The organism is Microbacterium sp. M4A5_1d, from assembly GCF_053345465.1.
On sequence record NZ_JBKFAD010000001.1, the window covers coordinates 1,681,120 to 1,704,100 of the forward strand.

The window sequence follows — 22,981 nt, forward strand, 5'->3', positions numbered from 1 at the left end:
CCTTCGATCCGGGGCGCGGCGGCGCGGAAACAGCGGTTCGCGGCCCGCGAGGCCCCGATTCTGAGGAGTTGTGCGCGAGCGCCATCGGTCAGTGCCCCCGGCGAGCGGTCTCAGCCCGCTCCTCGGCGAGGAGCGGCTCCCACTCCTTCTCGAGCTCGCGCTCGGGGGCGGTGGGGATGAGTCCGGCGGGCGCGAAGCGGCGAGACGGGACGGCGGGGTCTTCGGTGTCATCTCCCCCGCCGCGCACGATGGCTCGCACCGCGACGATCACGGCCGAGACGATCACGATGATCGCGAGGACGACGAAGATGATCGACAGCGTGCCCTGCACCCCCGTGTTGCGGATGACCGCCTCCACCGTCGCAACCGGCCCCAGGCTCGCGTCTCCCGAGGCGAGGGCATCGCGGTAGCGGAAGTGGTTCGCCCAATAGCCGATCGCCGGCACCGGCGAGAAGATCTTGTACGCCGAGGCCGTGATCGTCACGACCGCGGTGAAGGCCAGCGGGACGGCGATGATCCAGATCCACTTCACGTACGAGCGCCCGCGCTTCGCGACGATCGCGAGGACGACGGCGAGCGCGATCGCCGCGAGCAGCTGGTTGGCGATGCCGAACAGCGGGAAGAAGGTGTTGATGCCGCCGAGCGGGTCGGTGACGCCGAGGATCAGGATGGCGCCCCACCCGGCGACCATAATGGCCGTGGTGATCCAGACACCCGGACGCCACGACACGTCGCGGAATCTCGGGATCCAGGCGCCGATGGAGTCCTGCAGCATGAAGCGGGCGACGCGGGTTCCGGCATCCACCGCCGTCAGGATGAACAGCGCCTCGAACATGATCGCGAAGTGGTACCAGAACGACATCATCGCCTGGCCGCCGAGGGCCTGCTGCATGATGTGCGCGAGCCCGAGCGCGAGAGTCGGCGCGCCGCCGGTGCGCGAGACGATCGACTCCTCGCCGACGTCGGCCGCCGTCGAGATCAGCAGGTCGGGCGTGATCTCGACCCCGGTGAGACCGAGCGAGTTGACGAAGGCGACCGCGCCTTCGACGGTGCCGCCGGTCGCGGCCGAAGGAGCGTTCATGGCGAAGTAGATGCCCTGGTCGATCGAGATCGCGGCGACGAGCGCCATGATCGCGACGAACGACTCCATGAGCATGCCGCCGTAGCCGATGAAGCGCGTCTGGCGCTCCTTCTCGACGAGCTTCGGCGTCGTCCCCGAGGCGATGAGCGCGTGGAATCCCGAGAGCGCGCCACAGGCGATCGTGACGAACAGGAACGGGAAGAGCGGGCCGGCGAACACCGGACCCAGTCCGTTCTCACCGAAGATGGTGACCGCCGGCACCGAGATCTCGGGGCGGACGAGCACGATCGCCCCGGCGAGCATGACGATGACGCCGATCTTCATGAACGTCGAGAGGTAGTCGCGCGGAGCGAGCAACAGCCACACCGGCAGCACCGCGGCGATGAAGCCGTAGATGATGATGCCCCACGCGATGACCGTGCGGTCGAGGTGGAAGATCTCCTGCCCCCAGGCGGTGTCGGCGACCCATCCGCCCGCGATGATCGCGCCCATCAGCAGCACGAACCCGATGATCGACACCTCGGTGACCTTGCCGGGCCGGAGGTAGCGCAGGTAGACGCCCATGAAGAGCGCGATCGGGATCGTCATCGACACCGAGAAGACGCCCCACGGGCTCTCGCCGAGCGCGTTCACCACGACGAGCGCGAGGATCGCGACGATGATCAGCATGATGAGCAGGGATGCCACGATCGCGGCGGTCCCGCCGATGCGCCCGAGCTCCTGACGGGCCATCTGCCCGATCGTCCGGCCGCCCCGGCGCATCGAGAAGAAGAGCACGGTGTAGTCCTGCACGGCGCCCGCGACGACGACCCCGACGATGATCCAGATCGTCCCGGGGAGGAATCCCATCTGCGCCGCGAGCACCGGGCCGACGAGCGGACCGGCGCCGGCGATGGCCGCGAAGTGGTGGCCGTAGAGCACGCGGCGGTCGGTCGGCACGTAGTCCTTGCCGTCCTGCTTGACCTCGGCGGGCGTCGCACGCCGGTCGTCGGGCCGCAGCAGGTAGCGCTCGATCACCTTCGAGTAGAAGCGGTAGCCGATGAGGTACGTGCAGACGGCGGCGAAGACGAACCAGATCGCGTTCACCGTCTCGCCGCGGACGACGGCGAGCATGACCCATGCGAGCCCGCCGAGCAGCGCGATCGCGATCCAGATCACGACCTTGAGCGGTGTCCAACGGGCGGCGGCGCGATGCTGGTCGTCGGAGACCGCGACCGGCGGCAGTTTCGGATCGGTGACGATGTCGGACGAGGATCGAGGCATCGGTTCTCCTGGGGGAAGGCGCTTCATTGCGTTTTCTCAGCTTAGGCGGACGCACCCCGGCAATCCCGGTATTCGGTCGTAATGGTCTCGACCGGCCTTACCGTGGAGGTGATCGAGAGGAGATCACCATGACCGACGAGACCCCCACCGTGATCCGCAACGACGAGCAGGACCGCTACGACCTCCACGTCGGCGACGTGGCCGCCGGTTTCGCCGCCTTCCGGCGCGACGACGAGGGGCGCCTGGTGTTCGATCACACCGAGGTCGACAAGGCCTTCGGCGGGCGCGGCCTCGGCAAGGCGCTGGCCGCCGATGCGCTCGCCGACGTCGCGCGCCGTGGCGAGACCGTCGTTCCCGAGTGCCCGTTCATCGTGAAGTTCCTTCGTGAGAACGAGGTTCCCGGCCTGAAGATCGAGTGGCGCGACGAGGATGCCGCCGACGCCGCTGCCCCGGCGGAACCGTCGGCGTGACCCGCTTCGACGCCGAGACGGCGCCCGTCGACGAAGACCCGGGGACGGGTTCCCCCGGTCCCCGACGGGCGTTGCTCGAGGCGCGCGAGGTGCCGCTCGGCGGCGTGCGGGCGATGTCGGTGTACCGCTTTCTGCCACAGCGCGATCTGCCGCTCGTCGGCGCCTGGTGCTTTCTCGACCGCTTCGGCCCGCAGCGCACGCGGATGCGGGTTGAGCCGCATCCGCACATCGGACTGCAGACCGTCACCTGGCCACTCGCCGGCGAGGTGCACCACCGTGACACGCTCGGCAGCGATGTCGTCATCGAGCGCGGCGCACTGAACATCATGACCAGCGGTGCCGGCATCGCCCACTCCGAGTATTCAGTCGGCGACGAGCCCGTCCCCCTCGACGCGCTGCAGCTGTGGGTTGCCCTCCCCGAGGAGCGCCGCCACGGCGCCCCCGACTTCGAGCGTCACGTCGACCTGCCCGAGCTCGACCTCGGCGGCGGCGCCAGGGCGACCGTCGTCGTCGGCGAACTCGCCGGACGCGTCTCGCCCGCGACGATGCACACGCCGATCGTTGGCGCCGAGCTGCGGCTGCCCGCCGGCGCGATCGTCGACCTGCCCCTCGAGACCGCGTGGGAGTACGCCGTCGTGCCGGTCTTCGGGTCGGTGCGGGTCGACGGGGCGGAGGATGCCGTCGCGCCCGGCGCTCTGCTGTACCTCGGCGACGGACGCCGCGGCATCCGTCTGACCGCCGGAGACGAGGAGGCGACGGTGTTCCTCCTGGGCGGGGAGCCGTTCGGCGACGAGATCGTCATGTGGTGGAACTTCGTCGGCCGCAGCCACGACGAGATCGAGGTTGCGCGCGAGGAGTGGGAAGCGGCATCCGATCGGTTCGGCCACGTCGTCGGTCACGGCGACGAGCGCATCCCCGCCCCGCCGCTCCCGCACGTGCGGCTGACGCCCCGCCGCCGGCGGCTCTGACTCATCCCCTCATGGATGTGTCGGCTGGTTCAGGTCGCGCGGGTCAGGTATCGCTGTCGGTGGCGTCATAGTGCTCCGATGCCCGGAGGGCTTCATCGGCGAGGGCCCGCTTGCTCGCTTGCCAGAACCAGATGGCGAGGGGAGCAGCGAGCGCCAGGGCCGCTAGGCCGGGGACCCACAGGCCAGCCATCAAGAACTTCGCCGCGACGAGCATGAGGCCGATGGCGAGCATGCTGACGCAGCTGCGAATGATGAGTGCCCCCGCCTTCATGCTCGGACTGTAGCGGTCTCGGTTTTCGCGATGGGCTATCGAAGCGGTTGTCCGCCTTCCACCAGACGCGGCCCGTCAGACGCGTTCGGTGTGCAGGAGCGTCTGCAGCATCGACCTCGCCCTCGCGTGTCGGCTGCGAACCGTGGCGGCATTCATTCCCAGGTGCCGCGCGGCCTCCACCAGCGTGAATCCATCCCAGTAGACGAGGCGGATGATCTCCTGATCGACCACCTGGAGCTTGGTGAGCGCAGCGCGCACATCAGCAGCATGATCCTGCTCCTCGGTCGGCGCCACCTCCATGAGGTGTCGTGCGAGCTTGTTCGTGAGCGCATGCCGACGCGCATGCGATCGCCAGCCTTGAGAGAGAACGCGGCGAGCGATACCGAACATCCACATCCGCGCCTCGACGGCATCGGAGGGAACCGACCGCGCCTTGCGCCACACAACGACGAGGGTTTCACCCAACAGGTCTGCGGCATCTTCGCGATCGGGCACACGCCGGACGAAGTAGTCGAGGAGTGCACCGGCGTGATCCTTCACGAGCTGGGCGACGCGCTGGTCGTTCGTCGGGGCGGGCTCAGATGCGCCCGTCAATGCAGCTGTCCCGTGCAGTCGGTGTCGGTGCCGACACCACCGTCGCCGGGCAGGATGTGAACGTCGGCCCCGGCGAAGATCACATCCTGAGCCGCCCCGAAGAACGGCGCGAAGTCACCGGCCGCGTCGCGCTTGAGAGCCTCCTCGTAGATCTTCTGGCCGACACCATCCCAGTTCTGAGCCGCGATGTACTCGACGGCCTTCGTGTTGGTCTCGACGTGGTCGAGTTCGCCGTTGAAGAGCCCGATCGAGCAAGAGATCTCACGACCGGTGTCGGTGACGTATGAGACGGGGATCTCGAAGTCTGGGATCATTCGCGGGTCGGTGCCGGCTGTAGACGCGAGCGCGATCCCCGGCAAGGCGAGCACCGGCACAGCGACCCACGACAGCCGGCGGACACGCCGCCGACGCGCGGCATGAATGCGCGCTGCGATCCCGACGCGTTCTACTTCAGCTGCGACCATTCCGTCCGTTGATACGCGGCGCGGGGCACTTGCCCGCAACAGGTCATCAATCGATGTGTCCATGGAGTCCTCCTCGGTGCTCACCACGTACATGGCCGGACCTCGGTCGAACGTTGCACGGCAGAGAGAAGTCGTCGCCGACAGCTTCGGCCGCGCGCCAGGAGAAGTGAATGGTCTAGCGGACGGCGGCGAGGACCTCCTGCTCCTCGTCCGTCGTCAGCCCGGAGCGCCGGGGCCGGTCGAGGCCGCGCGAGATCTCGTCCGTGAGCACACGGGTCAGGGTGTCTGCGAGCGGTCGCGACCGACCTCCGGTGGCAACGAAGGCACTTCCATCTCGCTGAGCGAAGCCCACGGCCTCGATCGGCAGCCACAACGGGAGAGACCGGGGGCCGGCCCAATAGTGCACGTCGAGAGCGAGGAGCTCTCCGTCGTCAACCGTGATGAGTTCGCCGTCGAACCCGGCGACCGACCGCGCGGCACGAAAGAAGTCATGCATCGCGTGGGCCTCACCGACGGCGTTGACGACGCCGGTGATCCCGGCCGCACCCGCGCTGACGATCCAGTCCGCGAGGTCCTCGACGTCGATGAACTGGACGAATCGCCGGCTCATCGTCGGAGCGAGCACGTTGCCACCGCGGTGCAGCCGAGCCGGCCAGTAGCCGAGGCGGTCGCTCGGATCACCCGGACCCGCGATCAAACCGGGCCGGGCGATGAGCAGGCGGTCACCGAGCGCTGCCGCGGAGGCCCGTTCGGCGGCCACTTTCGCGTCGGGATACTCGGCGAGGTTCTGCGGTTCGACCAGCTGCGCCGTTTCGTCGGCGCCCGGCGTGCTGTTGTCCGCGTACACCGACACGGTCGAGACGAGAGTCCAGTGCGCCGCTCGGGCGGCGAGCGCCTTCAGTGCGGACTCGACGAGCTGCGGCTCGGAGGCGAGCTCGACAACGTCATCCCATTCACCCCCGAGACCCTCGTAAGCCCCGGCGAGCGATCGGTCGGCACGCACGAGCTGCACACCATCCGGCGCCGATCCGGACTCGCCGCGCGCCAGGCAGACCACCTCGGCTCCGCTGTCGCGCGCCTGTCGCGCGATCTCGCGCCCCAGCCATCCGGTTCCGCCCAGCACCAGAGTCCGTCTCATGCCCGCCAGTCAACCGGCACCGGCCGGCGCGAAGGGGTCACCTTCGCTGTGGGCGCAAACTGCGCCCGGGTGCCCGCGGGCGAAGCGCGGTTGTTGAATGGTCGGATGAGCGCTCTCACCGACTACATCGCAGCCTGGAAGACCAATGACACCGAGCGGATCGTCGAGACCGTCACGGAGGATGTCGTGATCACCGAGAGCTTCGGTCCGGTGTACTACGGCCGGGAGCGCGTGCGGGAGTGGTGCGAGAAGTGGAACGAGGAGGGGTCGCGCGTTCTCGACTGGACGATCACGAACGAAGCCCAGGCCGGAGATCTGCTCGTGGCGGAGTGGCGGTTCGAGTACCACCAGGACGGTGAGGACCGGACGCTCCTGGGGGCGACGATCGCGACCCAGCGCGACGGCAAGATCGCGCAGCTTCGCGAGTACGCCGTCACCGCCGATCTCTACACCTGGGAAGGCGAGTGGAGATAGTCGCCAGCCTCACAGCCGGGCGCGGGGCACGACGTCATCCGCGAGGCTGATGCGTGGTCATCCAACCGAGCGACGACGCAGACCGCAGGGGTCCGTAGCGTCGGTCTCATGACGAAGCCCCGCCTTCCCCGCGACCTCCCGCCCGGCGCCGCCGCGCTCGGCATGGCAGCCATCCTGCTGACGCTGTCCGGTTGCGCCGCCGTCGACAACGTCGCCTATGGGCGCGCCGAGAGCACTTACGCGACAGCGAAGGAGTTCGCGCAGGCACGCGGCGAGGCTCCCGCGTGGCTGCCCGCCGACGCACGCGAACTCACGCGCGTCGTCTCGACCCGAGCTGAAGCCGAGTCGATCGTGTTCTCGAGCGAGACCGGCCTTGCGGCGGACTGCGCCGAGGTCGAGCGCCTCTCGGCCCCCACCATGGAGATCACGTCCGGGCCCGATATCTACACGATCGACCGCGTCGCCGTCTGCGGCGAGTGGGCGGTGGCGGGGAGTAACGGCACCTACTACGCCTGGACTCCGGCCAAGGAGGTCGAGTAGCCCTGATCGACGGGACGGATGCCGGATGCCTCACGACCCGCTCAGACGACGCGACCCGTTGGATCGAGCACTTCTACCTGCCCGCGTCCTTGCAGGGGCGGGGCATCGGAAGCGCTGTCCTGCAGTCGGCGATCATCGAACCGTACGACGGACCGACGCGCCTGAACGTCCTGCAGGGCAGCGCCGCACGGCGCTTGTACCAGCGGCATGGCTTCGCCCTGGACAGCGAGGACGACGTCGACGTGTGGCTGACCCCGCGACCCTCCGCCTGATCAGAGTGCCGGCCCGGCGGGCACGGCGTACTTGAACCCGACGTGCGAGTCGGCGAAGCCGAGCCTGCGGTAGAAACGGTGCGCGTCGACGCGCGCGGCATCCGATGTCAGCTGCACGAGGGCGGCGCCGAGCTCGACCGCCGCGGCATCCATCACCCACCGCATGAGCGCCGTGCCGATGCCGGATGAGCGTTCGGCGCTCGCGACGCGCACGGCCTCGACGAGGAGACGGGTGCTCCCCCGCCGCGCCATCCCGGGGATCAGGGTCAGTTGCATGGTCGCCGTGACTCGACCGGCCTCGTCGACGGCGACCAGCAGCTCGTTCGCGGGGTTCGCGACGATCCGCTCCAGAGCATCTGCGTACGCACCGCGGTCCTCGTCGCGGGCGGCGTCACCACGCCCCGCGCTGATCGGGTCATCCGACAGCAACCGCACGATCGCATCGAGATCATCGGGCGTCGCGCGACGGATGACGACATCTGCCGAGCGGGAGCGGACGGATGCCGGGAGGTTCAGGCCTTCGATCACGGTTCTACTCTCCGGCCGGCTCCGGCACGCGCTCAGCGCCGCGTGAGGTTGCCGTCGGCCCACTCGCCGAGCTGACTCAGGATCGGCACCAGGCGCGACCCGGCATCCGTCAGTGCGTAGGTGACCGCGACCGGCGGTCCCGCCTCGACCCGCCGGACGACCAGCCCGACGTCGGAGAGCTCGGTGAGCCGGTCGGAGAGAACCGCATCGCTGATGCCGGCGACGGCCCGACGCAGACCGACGAACGAGAGCTCGCCCTGTCCGAGCACGTCGACGATCATGCCGTTCCACCGCTTGCCGAGCACCGAGAACGCGTGCGACACCGCGGCGTCGCACTGTCGCGCGTCGTGGGGCTCGGTCATGCCTCCATCGTACGTGTGCTAGCGTTCCCGAAGCCGCTTTGTTTTTCATAGTTCCTCTGATCGGAGAAGCGCATGACTCTCTTCCGTCTGGATGCCAGCATCCTGCCCGCCACCTCGGCCAGCCGTGAGCTGGGCGACCTCGTCGAGGCCGAGTGGCTCGCCGCCCACCCCTCGAGTGATGTCGTGCGCCGCGACATCGCCGCCGACCCGGTTCCGGCGACCGCTTGGCGGGATGCCGTGACCGCCGGGTTCACGCCCGCCGAGCAGCAGACCGCTGGTCAGCGCGACGCAGTCGCCCTGCGCGAGCAGCTGGCCGACGAGCTGATCGCAGCCGACGCCCTGCTCTTCACCGTGCCGCTCTACAACTACGGCGTCTCACAGCACGTGAAGACGTGGTTCGACCTGGCGTACACCGACCCGCGGATCGACCCCCAGGGAACGGCGTTGCGCGGCAAGCCCGCAACGCTCGTCACGGTGCTGGGCGGCAACTACGAGCCCGGCAGCCCCAAAGAGGGCTGGGACCACTCCACCGGGTGGCTTCGGCGCGTCTTCGAGGACGTCTGGGGGCTCGACCTCACGGTCGTCCACCGCCCCTTCACGCTCGTCGGCGTGAACCCCGCACTCGATGCCTTCACCGAGGCTGCAGCCGAGCTTCGCGCGACGGCCGAGCGGGATGCCGTCACGGCCGGCCGCACGCTCGCGGCATCCCGCACCGCCTGAAACATGACGACGGGGCGCCCGGACCGAAGTCCGCGCGCCCCGCGCGTCCGCGCCGCAGCGCGTCAGCCGGTCATCACCACAGCACGAGGAAGCCGCTGAGTCCCAGCGATCCCTCGACCGTGTCACTGCCGTTGTAGGTGGCGACGACGACCTTCAGCCCGCGCGACTGCCGGGGCAGTTCGACACGCGCCGTGCCGTCGACGACATCCGCGCTGTACCGGGTCGAGTTCACCCAGATGTCGACGGTGCCCGTCGCGGGGGCGCCGCCGGTCGGCGTCACCTTCACCGAGACCACGTAGGGCTGCGAGGCCGTTCCGACGTAACGGTTGAGCGAAACGCTCGCCGCCGAGGCGAACTTGACGAACACCTCTCTCGAGACCGCGGTTCCGACCTGGGGGTTGCCCTCCGCCGTCGCGGTGACCCGCACCGACAGGGCGGTGCCCACATCGGCGCGCGTCACTTTGTACGACGCCGAGGTAGCACCCTCGATGGGCTCACCACCGCGAAGCCACTGGTACGCGACGCTGACCTCGGCGGGATCCCACTCACCGGCGGTCGCCTTCAGCGTGCCGCCGACCTTCGCCGAACCCGACACCTCGGGAGCGACGACCGCGACCGGCGCACCCTGGCCCGACTCGACCTCGACGATCGTCCGGATCGAGGAGTCGCCGTAGCGAACGACGCCGAGGTACGACGTCTCGGGCTCGAGGCCCGCCCACGACAGGGTGTAGGTCGCCTTCTCGCCCTGCACCGTCGGCAGCGGATCGGGGGTGGCGGTGAACTCGCCGCCCGATGCCCCCGCTGCGACGACCGCAGTAGTGAGGTCGTAGGTGAAGGGCTCGCTGAACGAGTACCGGTTGACCTTGACCAGGTAGGTGCCCGCGGTGGGCGCGGTGAGCGAGACGGCCTCGTTGGCGGATGCCGTCGCCGACGACCACTGCTCGTAGTAGCGCAGGTCGTCGGGGCTGACCACGCGGTACACGGTCATGTCGAGGTCGGTCGTCTCGGTCGCTTCGGCCTCGACGGCGAAGCGCGCGTACTCCGTGCCCTCCGGGACGTCGACGATCTCGTACGTGTTGAAGCCGGCCTCACCCTCGTCGTAGAACGAGTCCTGGTCACCGGAGTGTCCGGGCACCTCCGGAAAGTCCGGGTTCACGCGCAGCTCCTGCGGCACGAGGCCCGAGAGACCGAGATCGATCTCACCCGTCAGCGACGGTGCCACCGTGACGTCGACCGAGCCGGTGGTGCCGGTGCCCGACACGGACTCCGGAGCATCGACCGGCACCGGGAACACTGCGATCGGCGAACGCACGTCGTTCGCCCCGCCCGTCCAGGTGAGGAAGCCGGTGGCCCACTCGCCCATCGGAGCGTCGACGCGCGACAGGGTGATCTCGACCGTCGCCGACTCGCCCGCCCCGAGCGTCACGGACGACGGCGAGACCTGCACGTCGACACCGGGAACGGATGCCTGCGCCTCGTACGTCCCGGCCTCGGTCGCCGTGATCGTGCGGGTCACCGTCTGCGGCGCGCCGAGCGCACCGACGCCGATGGACGGCAGGTTGAGGTCGCTCGGATCGATGGGGTCGACGCCGAAGTCGCGCAGCCCCAGACCCTGCAGGTACGCGGCCCAGTCGGCCGGACCGTTCAGGTAGAGGAGCCCCGGCTCGAAGTACTTCGTCGGGTCGGTGTGGCCGGCGCCCTGCGTGAACGGGTCGGTGACGGCGTCGCCGGCGGCATCCACGGTGTCGTACGCGGTCGTCATCATCGCCGACTTCACCTCGGCGGGCGTCGCCTGCGGGTGCTCGCCGAGGTACAGCGCGGCGAGCCCGGCGACGTGGGGCGACGACATCGAGGTGCCCGAGAGGATGCCGAAGGTCGGGTCCTCGTCGATGCCGTTCTCGGTAGCCGCGAGGATCGCGACACCGGGAGCGGTGATGTCGGGCTTGATGACGTCGCTGCCGTCGGCGAGCATCGGTCCGCGGCTCGAGAAGCCCGCGACCTGCGGGACGGGGGTCTCGGTGCCGGTGACGTTCTCACCGATGAGCGTGACGACGCGGTCTGCGCCGCCCTGGACGTACTCGAGCACGGCCGGGCGGGCGGTGTCGGAGACGTGCACGGTGGGGACCGAGTGGAAGTCGTTGTCGAGCGAGGCGGGCGTGACGTTGGTCAGGATCATGCCGATTCCGCCGGCCTCTTCGACCGCCTGCGACTTCTCGACACGAGCGTTCGATCCGCGGTCGCAGACGACGATCTTGCCGGTGACCTCGGCCGGATCGAGCGAGCCGAGCAGGCAGAGCTCGGGCGTCGCAGCACCGGCCAGGCCGGCGTCGCCCGCGTAGACCGACGGACCCGAGATCGTGTCGCCGAATCCGACCGAAACCGACGCGCCGGGGAACTGCGCGGCAGACGTGTCGCCCTCCTCGCCGAGCCGGACGGTGCCCTCCCAGGTCGGGATGGTGGATGCCGCGACCGTGGCGTACCACGGTGACGCGTGGTCGGCCGTAACCGGGTCGGGGCCGGAGTTGCCGGCGCTCGTCGCGACGAAGACACCGGCCGCAGCCGCGTTGAAGAACGAGATGTCCTCGGGCGCGAGCACGGTCGTGGCCGAGCCGCCGCCGATCGAGTAGTTGATGACGTCGACGCCGTCGGCGACGGCCTGGTCGATCGCGGCCAGCAGGTCGCTCAGCGCGCAGATGTCGTCGGTGGTGACCAGCGGGTCGGGCCCGACGTAGCAGGCCTTGTACGACGCGACCTTGGCAGCCGGCGCGACACCCGAGATCGAACCGAAGTCGACTCCCTCGACGGACGCCTCGACGCCGTTGTTGCCCGCCGCCGTGCTCGCGGTGTGCGAGCCGTGGCCGTCGCCGTCGCGGGGCGACAGGTGGTCGTCGGCGAACGAGAACCCGTTCGCCGCGGCGCCGTCGCTGAAGTAGTGGGCAGCGATGAGCTTGGTGTTCAGGAGCGACGGGTCCCAGGCATCCTTCGTGCCGGCGCCCTGATCGACGACCGTGCTGCGGAACTCGCCGCCGTCGGCCTTCGCGAACACGACCTCGTCGCCGTCGCGGTAGGGCTGGTCGCCCGCCGAGGCGCCGAGCGCGTCGCCGGCGAACGCGGGGTTCTCGGGCGCGATGCCGGTGTCGACGACGCCGACGACGACGCCTTCGCCCGCCGCATCGATGCCGCCGACCTTCTCCCAGACACCGCCGGCGCCCTCGAGCCCGAGGAACTCGGTCGAGGGCACGGCGTCGACGTGACGGATCTCGTCGGGGAAGACGCCGAGCACGCCCTTCTTGGCGGCGAGCTTGCCTGCCTGGTCGGCGCTCAGCTGGGCCGCGAACCCGTTTAGGGTGGTCTGGTAGGTCGCGTCGGGAGTCGCGCCGACCTCGCTCGCGACCTCTTCTTGACGCTGCTCGAGGAAGCCGGAGTAGTCGGTGACGGCGCGCGACTGGGCGTCGAGACGCTCGCCCTCGTCGGGCTTGGTCGGCGCGAGGCCGGCCTCGCCGCCCTCGTAGGTCGCGACGGGAGCCTCGTCGAGCAGGACGATGTAGCGTCCGCTCTCACTCTCGATCGGAACCGGGATGTTCACCCCCTCTCCCGTTGCAGCAAAGGATGCCGTTGCGGCAGAGCTCGTGAACAGTGCAGCCAGGGATACAGCCGCGACTGTTCGCAGGGTGGTGCGAACCATGTGCGCTCCAGTGGGGGGATGGATGAGCAGTCCGCGCGGCGTCGTCGGCGCGCGGTGAAGTCAACCTAGCTCACAGTTCCGACACAAGGAACCCTCGGCGTTCATTCAGGTCACGGGAGCATTGCCCCCACCGCCGCATTTCTCACGGCCCGGGAGGGAGCCGCCGTGCGCGCGTCCCATAGGCTGGGCGGGTGGCCCCGGCATCCCGCCTTTCGACGCGCGTTCTGCTCGTCTGCGCTGCCATCGGGGTCGCAACGGGCCTGCTGGGCGGCATCGAGGGCTGGCTCGCCGTCCCCGTCATCACGGGGCTGCCGATCGTCTACGGCTTCCTCCTCGGCATCCATGTGCTGCCCGGAATCGTCGCGCAGGAGACTCTGCGCCTCCCCTGGGTCGCGCTCATCACGCACCTGATCGCGGCGCTCGCGTCTTCGGCCATCGCGCCGCCGTACACGTTCCAGTTCCTGGGGACCGCCGTGCTTTTCGGAGGCCTGCAGGAGGGCGTCGCCGCTCTCGTCCGCTATCGCTCGTGGGCGCCCTGGCGGTTCTTCGTCTCGGGTCTCGTGATCGGCGTCGTCGTCGCCCTCGCGGTGTTCTTCGCCGCTCACCTCAGCGCCCTCCCGCTGTGGGCTCAGGTCACCTACCTGACCCTGGCCGTACTCGGGCCCGTCGCCTGGACGGCCATCGGCCTGTGGATCGGCGTCGGCCTGCGCCGCGCCGGCGTCGCCCGTCGCTGAACACCCCCGCCGGCCTTTCCGGGCCAAGTTAGGGTCGGCTAAGCTAAGCGCATCCGATCCGATCCGAGGACGCCCGTGACATCCGCCGCATCCGGTGCCGCCACGGCGGGAACGCCGGTCGCCGCGACCGCATCCGCGCCGTTGCTCGCCGTGCGCGATCTCGCGGTGACCTACGAGGGATCGGATGCCGCAGCTACCCGCGGCGCCGCGTTCTCCGTCACTCCCGGTGAGGTCGTGCTGCTCCTCGGGCCGAGCGGTTCGGGCAAGTCGACGGTCGCACTGACGCTCAACGGGCTGATCCCGCAGTCGATCCCGGCGACGACCGAGGGCGCGGTACTCGTGTCGGGCGAGGATGCTGCGACCACCCCGATCCCCCGGCTCACCACACGCGTCGGCATGGTCTTCCAAGACCCCGACGCGCAGTTGGTCACCGGCACCCTGCTTGACGAGGTGGCCTTCGGCCCCGAGAACCTGCGGCTGCCCGTCGACGATGTCCTCGCCCGGAGCGAACGGGCGCTGCGCCGGATGGGGCTCTGGGAGCGGCGGCACGAGAACCCCGACCGCCTCTCGGGCGGCGGACGCCAGCGCCTCGCGATCGCGTGCGCGCTCGCGATGGACTCGCCCCTGCTCGTGCTCGACGAGCCCACGGCGAACCTCGACCCCGAGGGCATCGAGGACGTCTACGCCGCCCTCGGCGAGATCGCCGCCGCCGGCGACCGGGCGATCCTGCTCGTCGAGCACAACCTCGACGCGGCGATCGGCTTCACCGACCGTGTCGTCGTGCTCGACCATGGCGGTCGCACCATCGCCGACGGTCCGATCGACGCGGTGCTGCGCGAACGGGCGGCCGAGCTGCACGCGATCGGCGTGTGGCTGCCGGTGTCGACCATCGCGGCGCTGCGGCTGCGCGAAGCGGGCTATCCGTTCGACCCACTCCCCCTGACGCCGGACGAGCTGCGCGCGGGGCTCGAGGCCGCGGCATCCGGTAGCGAGAATCGGAACATCGCGGCATCGTCGGGGGCAACCTCCGATTCGGTCCGAGTTTCGCGCGATTCTCCGGCGCAGGCGCAGGCGCACGCGCCGACGCCGGCGGTCTCGGTGCGCGATCTGACGCTGCGTCGAGGTCGGACGACAGTGCTCCACGACGTGGACCTCGAGGTCGCGACCGGCGAGTTCGTCGCGATCGTCGGCGCGAACGGCGCGGGCAAGACGAGCCTCATCCAGGCGATCGCCGGCGTCGTCCGCGGTCCGCGCGGGCGCATCGACGTGGGCGGGCTCGACCCGAGTCGGGCGGACCCTCGTGCGGTCGCCGAGCGCGTCGGGTTCGTCTTCCAGAACCCCGAGCACCAGTTCGTCGCACCCACGGTCTTCGACGAGCTCGCCCATGGCCTGCGCCGCCAGCGGACGCCCGAGGACGAGGTGCGTGAGCGCGTCGACGGGATGCTGCGCCGCTTCAGCCTCGAGGCGCACGCCGACCGGCATCCGTTCCTGCTCTCCGGCGGTCAGAAGCGCCGACTGTCGGTCGGCACGGCCCTCATCGCCGGCGCACCCGTGCTCGCCCTCGACGAGCCGACGTTCGGCCAGGACCGCGCCCGCGCCGACGAGCTGCTGCACGTGCTGCGCGACCTCAACCGCGACGGCACGACGATCCTCGTCGTCACCCACGACATGCAGCTGGTGAGCGAGTACGCCCAGCGCTGCGTCGTCGTCGGAGATGGCCGCATCGTCGCCGACGGAGCGACCGCCGACATCCTCGGCGACGACGAGCTGCTGCGCTCCGCCGCCCTGCGGATGCCGCCGCTGCGCCGCGCCCTGCACGGGCTCGACGGGTACCCCGAGCTGTCGGGCATCGCCCGCCTCCGCGATCTGCCGGGGAGCGATCGATGAGCGCGACGGCGAGCATCGCGCTCGATCCCTACGCGGCCGCGCCGCCCTCCCGTCGGCTGCTGTTCCGGCTCAACCCGCTGGCGAAGCTCGCGGCCCCCGTCCCCGCGATGGTCGCTCTCATCTTCACGCGCGATCTCGTCACGCCGCTCGCTCTGCTCGCACTCGCGTACGGCGTGCTCATCGTCGGAGCGCGTTGGACGCTGCGTACCGTTCTCCTGCTCGCGGTCGCCGTGCCCATCGGCATCCTGATGGTGGGAGCCGGGATGTCGCTGTGGGTCGATGCGGCGCGGGTGGCCGACACCCCGGTGCTGCTTCAGCTCGGCGCCTGGAGTCTGCACGCGGGGGCGTTGGAGACCGGGATGGCGACCGGGTTGCGGCTCGGCGCGATCGCCGCGCTGGCGTTCATCGCGGGGCTCACCACAACGGGGCCGGACCTCGTGAGGGCGACCGTCCAGCAGCTGCGCGTCCCCTACCGCGTCGGCTACACGGCGCTCGCCGCGTTCCGGTTCGTGCCGCGGTTCGGCTACGAGCTCGACCTCATCCGACAGGCCCACCGCGTACGCGGCGCCCATGGCGGGCGGGGACCGTTCTCGGCGATCGCACGGTGGGGCGGTTACGTCGTTCCGCTGCTGGCCGGCGCCATTCGCCATGCCGAGCGGGTCGCGCTCGCGATGGACGCGCGCGCCTTCGGGGCCCATCGCGACCGCACCGAGCGGCACCTGGTGCCGTTCCGGCGGCGCGATGTCGCCTTCGTCGCGCTCTTCTGGCTCGCCTCCGCCGCGATCCTCATCGCCCTCTTCCCCTGGACCCCCTGATGCCGACCGCACCCCGTCGAGCCTGGAGAGGATGCTGCGCATGACCCGCAACATCGTGAAGCCCATGACGCCCGGTCTGGTGCGTCTGGAGGTGCTGCGTGCAGAGCGCCTCGCCCCGCACTGGATGCGGGTCACCTTGGGGCGCGGCGACATCGACCGGTTCGTACCGCTGGGCTACGACCAGTGGTTCCGCCTTTTCCTGCCGCTCGGCGGCGATGAGGCCCTCGACCGCATCCCGGCCAAGGCCAACAAGCTGTTCGGCTACCTGAAGTACCTCCGCATCCCCGAGGGCGAACGGCCGGTCATGCGCAACTACTCGGTGCGGGCGTACCGGCCGGCGGGGCCGGCGGGCGGTGCCGAGATCGACGTCGACTTCGTGCTGCACGGCTCGGGGCCGACCGCCGGACCCGCCTCCCGCTGGGCGTCGCAGGCCCACGAGGGAGAGAGCGTCGTCATCATCGACGAGGGGCTGCGCTTCAACCCCGAGCGAGGCATCGATCATGTGCTCCTCGTCGCCGACGAGACGGGGGCACCGGCCGTCGCCTCCATCTGCGCTTCGCTGCCGGCAACGGCATCCGGAACCGCGTTCATCGAGGCCCCGTCGAGCGACGACGTGCTCGAGATCGATGCACCTCCGGGGGTCGAGGTCCGGTGGCTCGTCCGGGCGCCCGACGCGAAGCCGGGGTCAGCCGCCCTCGCAGCGCTGAGCGGATTGGCGCCCGGCGCGTTGCCCGCGCAGCCCCTCCACGCGTTCGTCGTCGGCGAGCAGTCGCTGCCGACCACCGCCCGGCGTATGCTCGTCGCCGACCACGGCATCCCGAAGGAACAGATCAGCTTCGTCGGGTACTGGCGCGAGGGCGCGAGCTCGCCGACCCCCAAGCCCCAGGCGGCATCCGAGCACGCGCCGGATGATGAACGCCGAGCCACGACGGAGCGGGAGATGCGAGCATGACCGCGGCACCCCGGTCGCGCGCCGCGCGTGTCTCGACGGCATACCTGTTGACGTGCGCCGCGATCGGCGTCGCGGCGAGCGCGTTGCTCGCGCCTGCGTGGGTCGCGTCGACGACCCTGTTCCTCACGGTGCCGTTCGCGACGGTGGCGATCGCCGGGCTGTGGGTTCTGCCCGCGGTCATCGCCCTCAGGCTGCTGCAACGCCCGGGAGCGGGGCTGCTCGTGGGGCTGATCTCAGGACTCGTGCTTGCCCCGTTCTTCACGATCGGATCGGTCGCGACGATGCTCTACTGGTCGTTCTTCCCCGAGCTGCCGTTCCTCGCGACGCTCTACCGGCGCTGGAACACGTGGCTGCACTACGCGGGCGCCGCGATCATCGGCGCGACGTATCCCGTGTTCGCAGCGCAGTCGTTCGATCTGTGGAGCATGAGCGCGCCCGTGCTCATCGGGTTCGTCGCACTGTGCGTCGCCAGCTGCGTCGGAGCGACGTGGCTCGGCATCCTGATCGGCGACCGCCTGCGCGCCGCCGGCGTCGCGACCCTCGCCCGGCGCCGCACGCCCGCCTGACCCCTCTCCCCCCTTCCCTCCCCCGTCGACTCGCCGAAAAATGCGGATGCGCCCGGTGCGGGATCCGCAGAACCTGGCGAGTCGACGGGCCGGGCGCAGGGCGCCGGGCGCAGGGCGCCGGGCGGTGTCAGTCGGCGTAGGTCGGGGCCGGCGGCATCCCGAAGAAGTCTTCGAGAGTGCGGTAGCCGCCCTCGGCGTAGAGCGCGGCGAGGTCAGGGCCGATGTACCGCAGGTGCCAGGGCTCGTACTCGTACCCGGTCGTCTCGGTGAAGCCATCGGGGTACCGGATGATGAACCCGAAGCGATGCGCGTTGGCGGCGACCCAGTCCGACTGCGCCGTGCCGCCGAACTGTTCGATCGCCCCGCACCCACCGTCGCATGCGACCACATCGACGGCGAGACCGGTCTGATGCTCGCTGTGCCCGGGGCGGGCGCTCGTGAGGTCGGCGTTGCCCTGGCCGAGCTGACCGACGTAGTTGCGGTACGTCGACACTTGGAAGTCGTACGACCGGAACCCGCTGTTCACTCCGATTGTGCCCGCGCCCTCAGCCTGCGCGGCGGCCGCGAGCTGCGAGAGGGCGGACGCGACGTCCGCGCGCATGTGTCCGCCACTCGTCCGCTCGACGCCCTCGGCGCGCGCTTGCGGCTCGGGCCAGTAGTCGATCGGATCGAGCGCGTTCAGCTTGTTCACGACGACCCACGTGCGGCCGGCCGTGTGCAGATCGATGCACGGGGCCGCACCGCCCGCGATCGCGGCCCGGAAAGGCTCGGCTCCCCCGGCCGCGGCGATGACGTCGGCGTCAGAGCCCGACGCGAGCGCCTGCTGGAATCCGGGATCACCGCAGATGTCGCCCGCGGCCGCGGCATCCGTCGTCGCGTCGTCGGCCGGCTGGGCGGCGGCAGCATCGCCGGACTGCGCGGGCGCAGGAATGGACAATGCGTTGGGCGCGCCCGCCGCGGCGTCACCGACGAGCGCGGCGACGGGGTCGACGGGAGCCTCATCCGGTCCGCTGAGTGCCGACGTGAAGCCGGCGGTACCGGCGACGACGAGGCCGACGAGCGCGAGTGCAGCCGTGGCCGCGACGGCGCGACGGCGGACGTAGACGGATGCCGGCAGACGCACGGATGCCGACAGGGCGGCGGCATCCGGTGATCGGCCCTCCGCCGACGAAGCCGAGGCGACCTCGCCACCAGCACCGCTCGCCGCGGAACCGGAAGCGCCGGCCCGCTCACGCAGCTCGCGCCGCGAGGGGAGAGGGCGCGCCTCCGCCGATCGCTCGCGTCGCGAGCGACGCGTCTCGGGCTCGGTCGGGTGCACCACGACCCCATTCTGCCCTGCGGGTCCGGTTGAGTTCCCGTTCGCAGCGCGGTTCACCCGCGACCCGGGCTGGTCCCCTCGCCGAACACGGCATCGGGTCCGGCGGGCGATGCCCCCGGGCTCACGCTGCCCGCGCGCCCTTCCGCAGCCGCCGGAGCGAGCAACTCTCGCGCGATCACCTTCACGGAGGGGAACGCGTCGAGCTCGTCGATCTCGATGCTCGAGAACCAGCCCGCGTCGAGGACCTCTCCGGCCGCGGGCGACAGGGCGCCGCGCTCCGAAGTGTGCAACACGAAGGCCATGTCCATATGGATGTGCGCGGGTTCGCCGGGGCGCTCGGGGATGAGCTGATAGCTCATGCTGATCGGGAGGTCGAGCTGAGCTTCGGTGCGACCGTCCGCGGCGAGGTCGACGCCCGCGTGCGGGCGCAGCACGGCTGCCACGCCGGTCTCCTCGAACACTTCTCTCACGACCGCCGCCTGGGGCGTCTCATCCTCGTCGACATGACCGCCCGGCGGAAGCCACTTCGCGAGCTTCTTGTGATGGATGAGGAGGATTCGGTCCTCTGCGGGATCGAGCACGTAGCCGCTGACGGTGAACTGTTTGGCGTACGACGCGGTTCGATCGATGATCGTCATCGTGCGGCACCGTTCACACCGGCACCGACAGCGCGGCGGATTTCATCCATTCGGACGAGCCGGGGGCGCACCCTCGTCGTCGGGGGGCGGGTGCGATCCGGCTCGCAGAAACCGACCACGTCGGCTACCCCGGCGTATCTCACCCTCTCCCCAGCTGACGTCAGAGTCACAGCGCACTCCCCCATCCGCTCGCAGCGTCCTCGATCCCCGGTGAAACGATCTGCCTGTCACCTCACCGGCACCCGAGCATACGAGGGTTCGCGCTTTCATGTTTGACAACACTTCGAATTTCTGTTCGAATCTTCTCATGCGATGGCAGGGGCAGCAGATGGGCGTGGCGGATGCCGCTGCGCTGCCCGGCCTCGAGACACTCAACGGCCTCGTGCGCTCGGTGACGACGCCGGAATTCGCAGGAGTGACCTTCCACGAGGTCATGTCGCGCTCGGCGCTCAACCGGGTCCCGGGCCCCTCGGCGATGCCCTTCGACTGGACGGTCAATCCCTACCGGGGATGCACGCATGCCTGCGTCTACTGCTTCGCCCGGGGCACGCACGAGTACCTCGACATGGACGCGGGAGCCGACTTCGACTCGCAGATCGTCGTCAAGCTGAACGCCGCCGACGTACTGCGCCGCGAGCTCTCGAAACCGACCTGGGCGCGCGAGCAGGTGGCTCTCGGCACGAACACCGACCCCTACCAGCGTGCGGAGGGCCGCTATCGGCTGATGCCCGGCATCATCACGGCGCTGGTCGACAGCGGCACGCCGTTCTCGGTGCTGACGAAAGGCACCCTGCTGCGCCGTGACCTGCCGCTGCTGGCCGAGGCGGCACGTTCGGTGCCCGTCGACCTCGCGATGTCGATCGCGGTACTCGACGAGCCGCTGCGGCAGCTGCTCGAACCCGGCGCGCCGACATTCGCCGCTCGCCTCGACACGGTGCGAGCGGCAAGCGCCGCGGGGTTCCGGGTGACGGTGTTCCTGATGCCGATCGTGCCGCACCTCACCGATTCGACCGAGGTACTCGACGATGCCCTGAGCCGGATCGCGGATGCCGGCGCCGCCCGCGTCGTCTACGGCGCGATGCACCTGCGACCGGGCGTCAAACCCTGGTTCCAGCAGTGGCTCGCGCGCGAACGCCCCGACCTCGTGCCGGTGTACCGCGGTCTGTACCCCGGGGCCTCGGTGCAGGCACCGCAGGGCTACCGGCGCATGCTCGCGGCGCGCGTTCGACCTCTGCTCGCGCGGCATCGCCTTCGGGGAGGGCTCGAAGAGGAAGAGGCCCAGCCCGCCACGCGACGATTCCGCCCCGGACCGGTGGTCACGACTTCGCGCGGCCGCGCCGCTGCAGCGGCATCCGTTCCCACGCTCTTCTGACGCAAGCAGCACAGTGGCCCGAGTTTCGCGGCCCGGGGCGCTGCGAACCGGAGCCGGGAGTGCGAGCCGGGACACTCTCGCGCGCTGCCGGGGTATGGTCCCGAGATCAGGCTCAACGCGCGGCCGGCTCCCACCGCTCAGCCTCTTAGGGCTCTCAGCCCGCGCACGGCACGGCGAACCGCGAGCGCCCCGCCAACGGAAACGCCCCGCCGAACGCCACGACCGTCGGGTCGCAGCGCTCAGCGGGGCGTCAACAGGGCGTCGGGTCAGGCGTCGACGTTCGCGAGCTGTCGGCCCGAGACCTCCTCGAGGATGTCGTCGCCGGGGCGGACATCGTCGAACGGAGCGTCGATCTCGGCGCGCTCGAGCATCTCGGTCATGCGACGGCGACGCTGACGCGTGATGAGAGTGACGACCGCGCCCGAGCGACCGGCGCGGCCGGTGCGCCCTGCGCGGTGCAGGTAGGTCTTGTACTCGTCGGGAGCGTCGGCCTGGATGACCAGGTCGATGTCGTCGACGTGGATGCCGCGGGCTGCGACATCCGTCGCGACCAGCACCCGCACCTTGCCGTCGGTCAGGCGCTGCAGGTTGCGCGTGCGCTTGCCCTGGTTGAGGTCGCCGTGGAGCGCGACCGCGGCGATCCCGGCATCCTCGAACTGCTCGGCGAGCATCTCGGTGTAGGCACGGGTACGCGCAAAGACGAGCGTCTTGCCGTCGCGGTCGACGAGGGAGTTGAGGATCTCGGCCTTGTCACGGTGGTCGAGGACGAGCACACGGTGATCGATCGTCGAGGTGTCCTGGCTCTCGCCCGCGACCTCGTAGACGGCCGGCTCGACGAGGAACTCGTCGACCAGAGCGGCGACCTCGCGGTCGAGCGTCGCCGAGAACAGCAGCTTCTGCGCGCCGTCCTGCACGAGGCGGAGGATGCGCTGCATGGGCTCGAGGAACCCGAGCTCGCTCATGTGGTCGGCCTCGTCGAGCACGACGATCCCCACCTCGGAGAGGTCGAGCTTTCCCTGGTTCTGCAGGTCTTCGATGCGGCCGGGGGTGCCGATGATGATGTCGACGCCCTTCTTGAGCGCACCGACCTGACGCGCCTGCGGCACTCCGCCGTAGATCTGCGTCGTGAAGAGCCCGACGCTGCGCGCGATCGCCTGGACGGTGCGGTCGATCTGCAGCGCGAGCTCGCGCGTCGGAGCGAGGATCAGCGCCTTGGGTGAACGCCCGAACTCGCGACGCTTGCCGGCCTGGCTGCGCAGGATCGACTCGACGAGCGGAGCGCCGAACGCGATGGTCTTGCCCGAGCCGGTGCGGCCGCGGGCGAGGACGTCCTTGCCCTCGAGGATCGGCGGAATGGTGGCCGCCTGGATCGGGAACGGGGATGCCGCACCCAGGGCGTCGAGCTGACGGACGATGTTGTCACCGAGGCCGAGGTCGGCGAACGACGACTGGGCGACGGATGCCGCATCCACGGCCTCCGCCTGCAGGCGCTCGTGGACGGTGTCGACGTGGTCCTGGTGGGCCTTCGACTTCGTCTCGGCGTTCCAGTCCGAACGGTTCGGACGGTCGGCGAAGTCACGGCGCGGGCGGTCATCGAACGAACGCGCCGGGCGGTCATCGCGACGCGGACGGTCCGAGAAGTCGCGACGCGGACGGTCATCGCGGTTCGGACGGTCGGCGAAGTCACGGCGCGGGCGGTCATCGAACGAACGCGCCGGGCGGTCATCGCGACGCGGACGGTCCGAGAAGTCGCGACGCGGACGGTCATCGCGGTTCGGACGGTCGGCGAAGTCACGGCGCGGGCGGTCATCGAACGAACGCGCCGGGCGGTCATCGCGACGCGGACGGTCCGAGAAGTCGCGACGCGGA

The 22,981-nt window shown here is 70.2% G+C and carries 23 protein-coding genes; 12 read left to right on the top strand and 11 right to left on the bottom strand.

Annotated elements, in window-relative coordinates:
* Positions 1–88: 88 nt before the first annotated feature.
* Entirely contained in the window at positions 89–2,344 is a 2,256-nt protein-coding gene (locus ACLBWJ_RS08010; protein WP_447660055.1) for a carbon starvation CstA family protein, read from the bottom strand.
* A 128-nt stretch (positions 2,345–2,472) separates the two neighbouring features.
* Between ACLBWJ_RS08010 and ACLBWJ_RS08015 the strand changes: the two genes are divergently transcribed.
* Both ACLBWJ_RS08015 and ACLBWJ_RS08020 read left to right on the top strand, forming a co-directional pair.
* Positions 2,473–2,814 (top strand): GNAT family N-acetyltransferase, encoded by a 342-nt coding sequence (locus ACLBWJ_RS08015; RefSeq protein WP_112615867.1) that lies wholly within the window; start codon positions 2,473–2,475, stop codon positions 2,812–2,814.
* A complete protein-coding gene (locus ACLBWJ_RS08020) occupies positions 2,811–3,782 on the top strand; it encodes a pirin family protein (RefSeq protein WP_354451551.1) in 972 nt (323 codons plus the stop codon). Before ACLBWJ_RS08015 ends, ACLBWJ_RS08020 begins: the two co-directional genes overlap by 4 nt.
* A 43-nt stretch (positions 3,783–3,825) precedes the next feature.
* Here the strand turns inward: ACLBWJ_RS08020 and ACLBWJ_RS08025 are convergent, their stop codons facing one another.
* The 4 genes from ACLBWJ_RS08025 to ACLBWJ_RS08040 form a co-directional block, all read right to left on the bottom strand.
* A complete protein-coding gene (locus ACLBWJ_RS08025) occupies positions 3,826–4,053 on the bottom strand; it encodes a hypothetical protein (protein WP_354451553.1) in 228 nt (75 codons plus the stop codon).
* 75 nt (positions 4,054–4,128) lie between these two features.
* Positions 4,129–4,647 (bottom strand): RNA polymerase sigma factor, encoded by a 519-nt coding sequence (locus ACLBWJ_RS08030; RefSeq protein ID WP_447660056.1) that lies wholly within the window; start codon positions 4,645–4,647, stop codon positions 4,129–4,131.
* The gene (locus ACLBWJ_RS08035; protein WP_447660057.1) at positions 4,644–4,961 is read right to left on the bottom strand and encodes a hypothetical protein; all 318 of its coding nucleotides are present in this window, start codon (positions 4,959–4,961) and stop codon (positions 4,644–4,646) included. The genes ACLBWJ_RS08030 and ACLBWJ_RS08035 overlap by 4 nt, the downstream gene beginning before the upstream one ends.
* A 325-nt stretch (positions 4,962–5,286) precedes the next feature.
* Complete coding sequence (locus tag ACLBWJ_RS08040; protein WP_447660059.1) at positions 5,287–6,249, bottom strand: NAD-dependent epimerase/dehydratase family protein; 963 nt, start codon at positions 6,247–6,249, stop codon at positions 5,287–5,289.
* Positions 6,250–6,354: 105 nt separating this feature from the next.
* Here ACLBWJ_RS08040 and ACLBWJ_RS08045 point away from each other — a divergent pair, with 105 nt between their 5' ends.
* From ACLBWJ_RS08045 to ACLBWJ_RS08055, 3 genes are all read left to right on the top strand, one after another.
* On the top strand, positions 6,355–6,723 hold the full coding sequence (locus ACLBWJ_RS08045; protein ID WP_404568378.1) for a nuclear transport factor 2 family protein: 369 nt from the start codon (positions 6,355–6,357) through the stop codon (positions 6,721–6,723).
* Between the two features lie 108 nt (positions 6,724–6,831).
* Complete coding sequence (locus ACLBWJ_RS08050) at positions 6,832–7,263, top strand: hypothetical protein (protein WP_447660060.1); 432 nt, start codon at positions 6,832–6,834, stop codon at positions 7,261–7,263.
* Between the two features lie 5 nt (positions 7,264–7,268).
* The gene (locus ACLBWJ_RS08055) at positions 7,269–7,535 is read left to right on the top strand and encodes a GNAT family N-acetyltransferase (protein WP_404568579.1); all 267 of its coding nucleotides are present in this window, start codon (positions 7,269–7,271) and stop codon (positions 7,533–7,535) included.
* Here the strand turns inward: ACLBWJ_RS08055 and ACLBWJ_RS08060 are convergent, their stop codons facing one another.
* Together ACLBWJ_RS08060 and ACLBWJ_RS08065 are read right to left on the bottom strand one after the other, a co-directional pair.
* Positions 7,536–8,063, bottom strand: a complete 528-nt coding sequence (locus ACLBWJ_RS08060) for a GNAT family N-acetyltransferase (protein ID WP_282501870.1) — start codon at positions 8,061–8,063, stop codon at positions 7,536–7,538. It abuts the gene before it with no gap.
* 32 nt (positions 8,064–8,095) lie between these two features.
* Complete coding sequence (locus ACLBWJ_RS08065) at positions 8,096–8,425, bottom strand: winged helix-turn-helix transcriptional regulator (protein WP_114588955.1); 330 nt, start codon at positions 8,423–8,425, stop codon at positions 8,096–8,098.
* 72 nt (positions 8,426–8,497) lie between these two features.
* Here ACLBWJ_RS08065 and ACLBWJ_RS08070 point away from each other — a divergent pair, with 72 nt between their 5' ends.
* Positions 8,498–9,145 (top strand): FMN-dependent NADH-azoreductase, encoded by a 648-nt coding sequence (locus ACLBWJ_RS08070; protein ID WP_274178142.1) that lies wholly within the window; start codon positions 8,498–8,500, stop codon positions 9,143–9,145.
* Positions 9,146–9,218: 73 nt separating this feature from the next.
* On the opposite strand, the gene ACLBWJ_RS08075 is transcribed toward ACLBWJ_RS08070, so the two are convergent.
* Positions 9,219–12,830, bottom strand: a complete 3,612-nt coding sequence (locus tag ACLBWJ_RS08075; RefSeq protein WP_447660061.1) for a S8 family serine peptidase — start codon at positions 12,828–12,830, stop codon at positions 9,219–9,221.
* A gap of 191 nt (positions 12,831–13,021) precedes the next feature.
* On the opposite strand from ACLBWJ_RS08075, the gene ACLBWJ_RS08080 reads away from it, so the two are divergent.
* From ACLBWJ_RS08080 to ACLBWJ_RS08100, 5 genes are all read left to right on the top strand, one after another.
* A complete protein-coding gene (locus tag ACLBWJ_RS08080) occupies positions 13,022–13,564 on the top strand; it encodes an ECF transporter S component (RefSeq protein ID WP_447660062.1) in 543 nt (180 codons plus the stop codon).
* Positions 13,565–13,639: 75 nt separating this feature from the next.
* Entirely contained in the window at positions 13,640–15,451 is a 1,812-nt protein-coding gene (locus tag ACLBWJ_RS08085; RefSeq protein WP_447660063.1) for an ABC transporter ATP-binding protein, read from the top strand.
* Complete coding sequence (locus ACLBWJ_RS08090; protein WP_323987032.1) at positions 15,448–16,266, top strand: energy-coupling factor transporter transmembrane component T; 819 nt, start codon at positions 15,448–15,450, stop codon at positions 16,264–16,266. Before ACLBWJ_RS08085 ends, ACLBWJ_RS08090 begins: the two co-directional genes overlap by 4 nt.
* A gap of 40 nt (positions 16,267–16,306) precedes the next feature.
* Positions 16,307–17,218: a siderophore-interacting protein gene (locus ACLBWJ_RS08095; RefSeq protein ID WP_274178137.1), complete on the top strand. Its 912-nt coding sequence runs from the start codon at positions 16,307–16,309 to the stop codon at positions 17,216–17,218.
* On the top strand, positions 17,215–17,784 hold the full coding sequence (locus ACLBWJ_RS08100; protein ID WP_447660064.1) for an ECF transporter S component: 570 nt from the start codon (positions 17,215–17,217) through the stop codon (positions 17,782–17,784). The genes ACLBWJ_RS08095 and ACLBWJ_RS08100 overlap by 4 nt, the downstream gene beginning before the upstream one ends.
* Positions 17,785–17,911: 127 nt before the next feature.
* On the opposite strand, the gene ACLBWJ_RS08105 is transcribed toward ACLBWJ_RS08100, so the two are convergent.
* Positions 17,912–19,105: a M15 family metallopeptidase gene (locus ACLBWJ_RS08105; protein WP_447660065.1), complete on the bottom strand. Its 1,194-nt coding sequence runs from the start codon at positions 19,103–19,105 to the stop codon at positions 17,912–17,914.
* A 50-nt stretch (positions 19,106–19,155) separates the two neighbouring features.
* A complete protein-coding gene (locus tag ACLBWJ_RS08110; protein WP_447660066.1) occupies positions 19,156–19,740 on the bottom strand; it encodes an NUDIX hydrolase in 585 nt (194 codons plus the stop codon).
* A gap of 307 nt (positions 19,741–20,047) precedes the next feature.
* On the opposite strand from ACLBWJ_RS08110, the gene ACLBWJ_RS08115 reads away from it, so the two are divergent.
* A complete protein-coding gene (locus tag ACLBWJ_RS08115) occupies positions 20,048–21,112 on the top strand; it encodes an Rv2578c family radical SAM protein (RefSeq protein ID WP_447660067.1) in 1,065 nt (354 codons plus the stop codon).
* A gap of 266 nt (positions 21,113–21,378) precedes the next feature.
* Here the strand turns inward: ACLBWJ_RS08115 and ACLBWJ_RS08120 are convergent.
* On the bottom strand, positions 21,379–22,981 hold a 1,603-nt coding region (locus ACLBWJ_RS08120), incomplete at its 5' end, for a DEAD/DEAH box helicase (protein WP_447660068.1).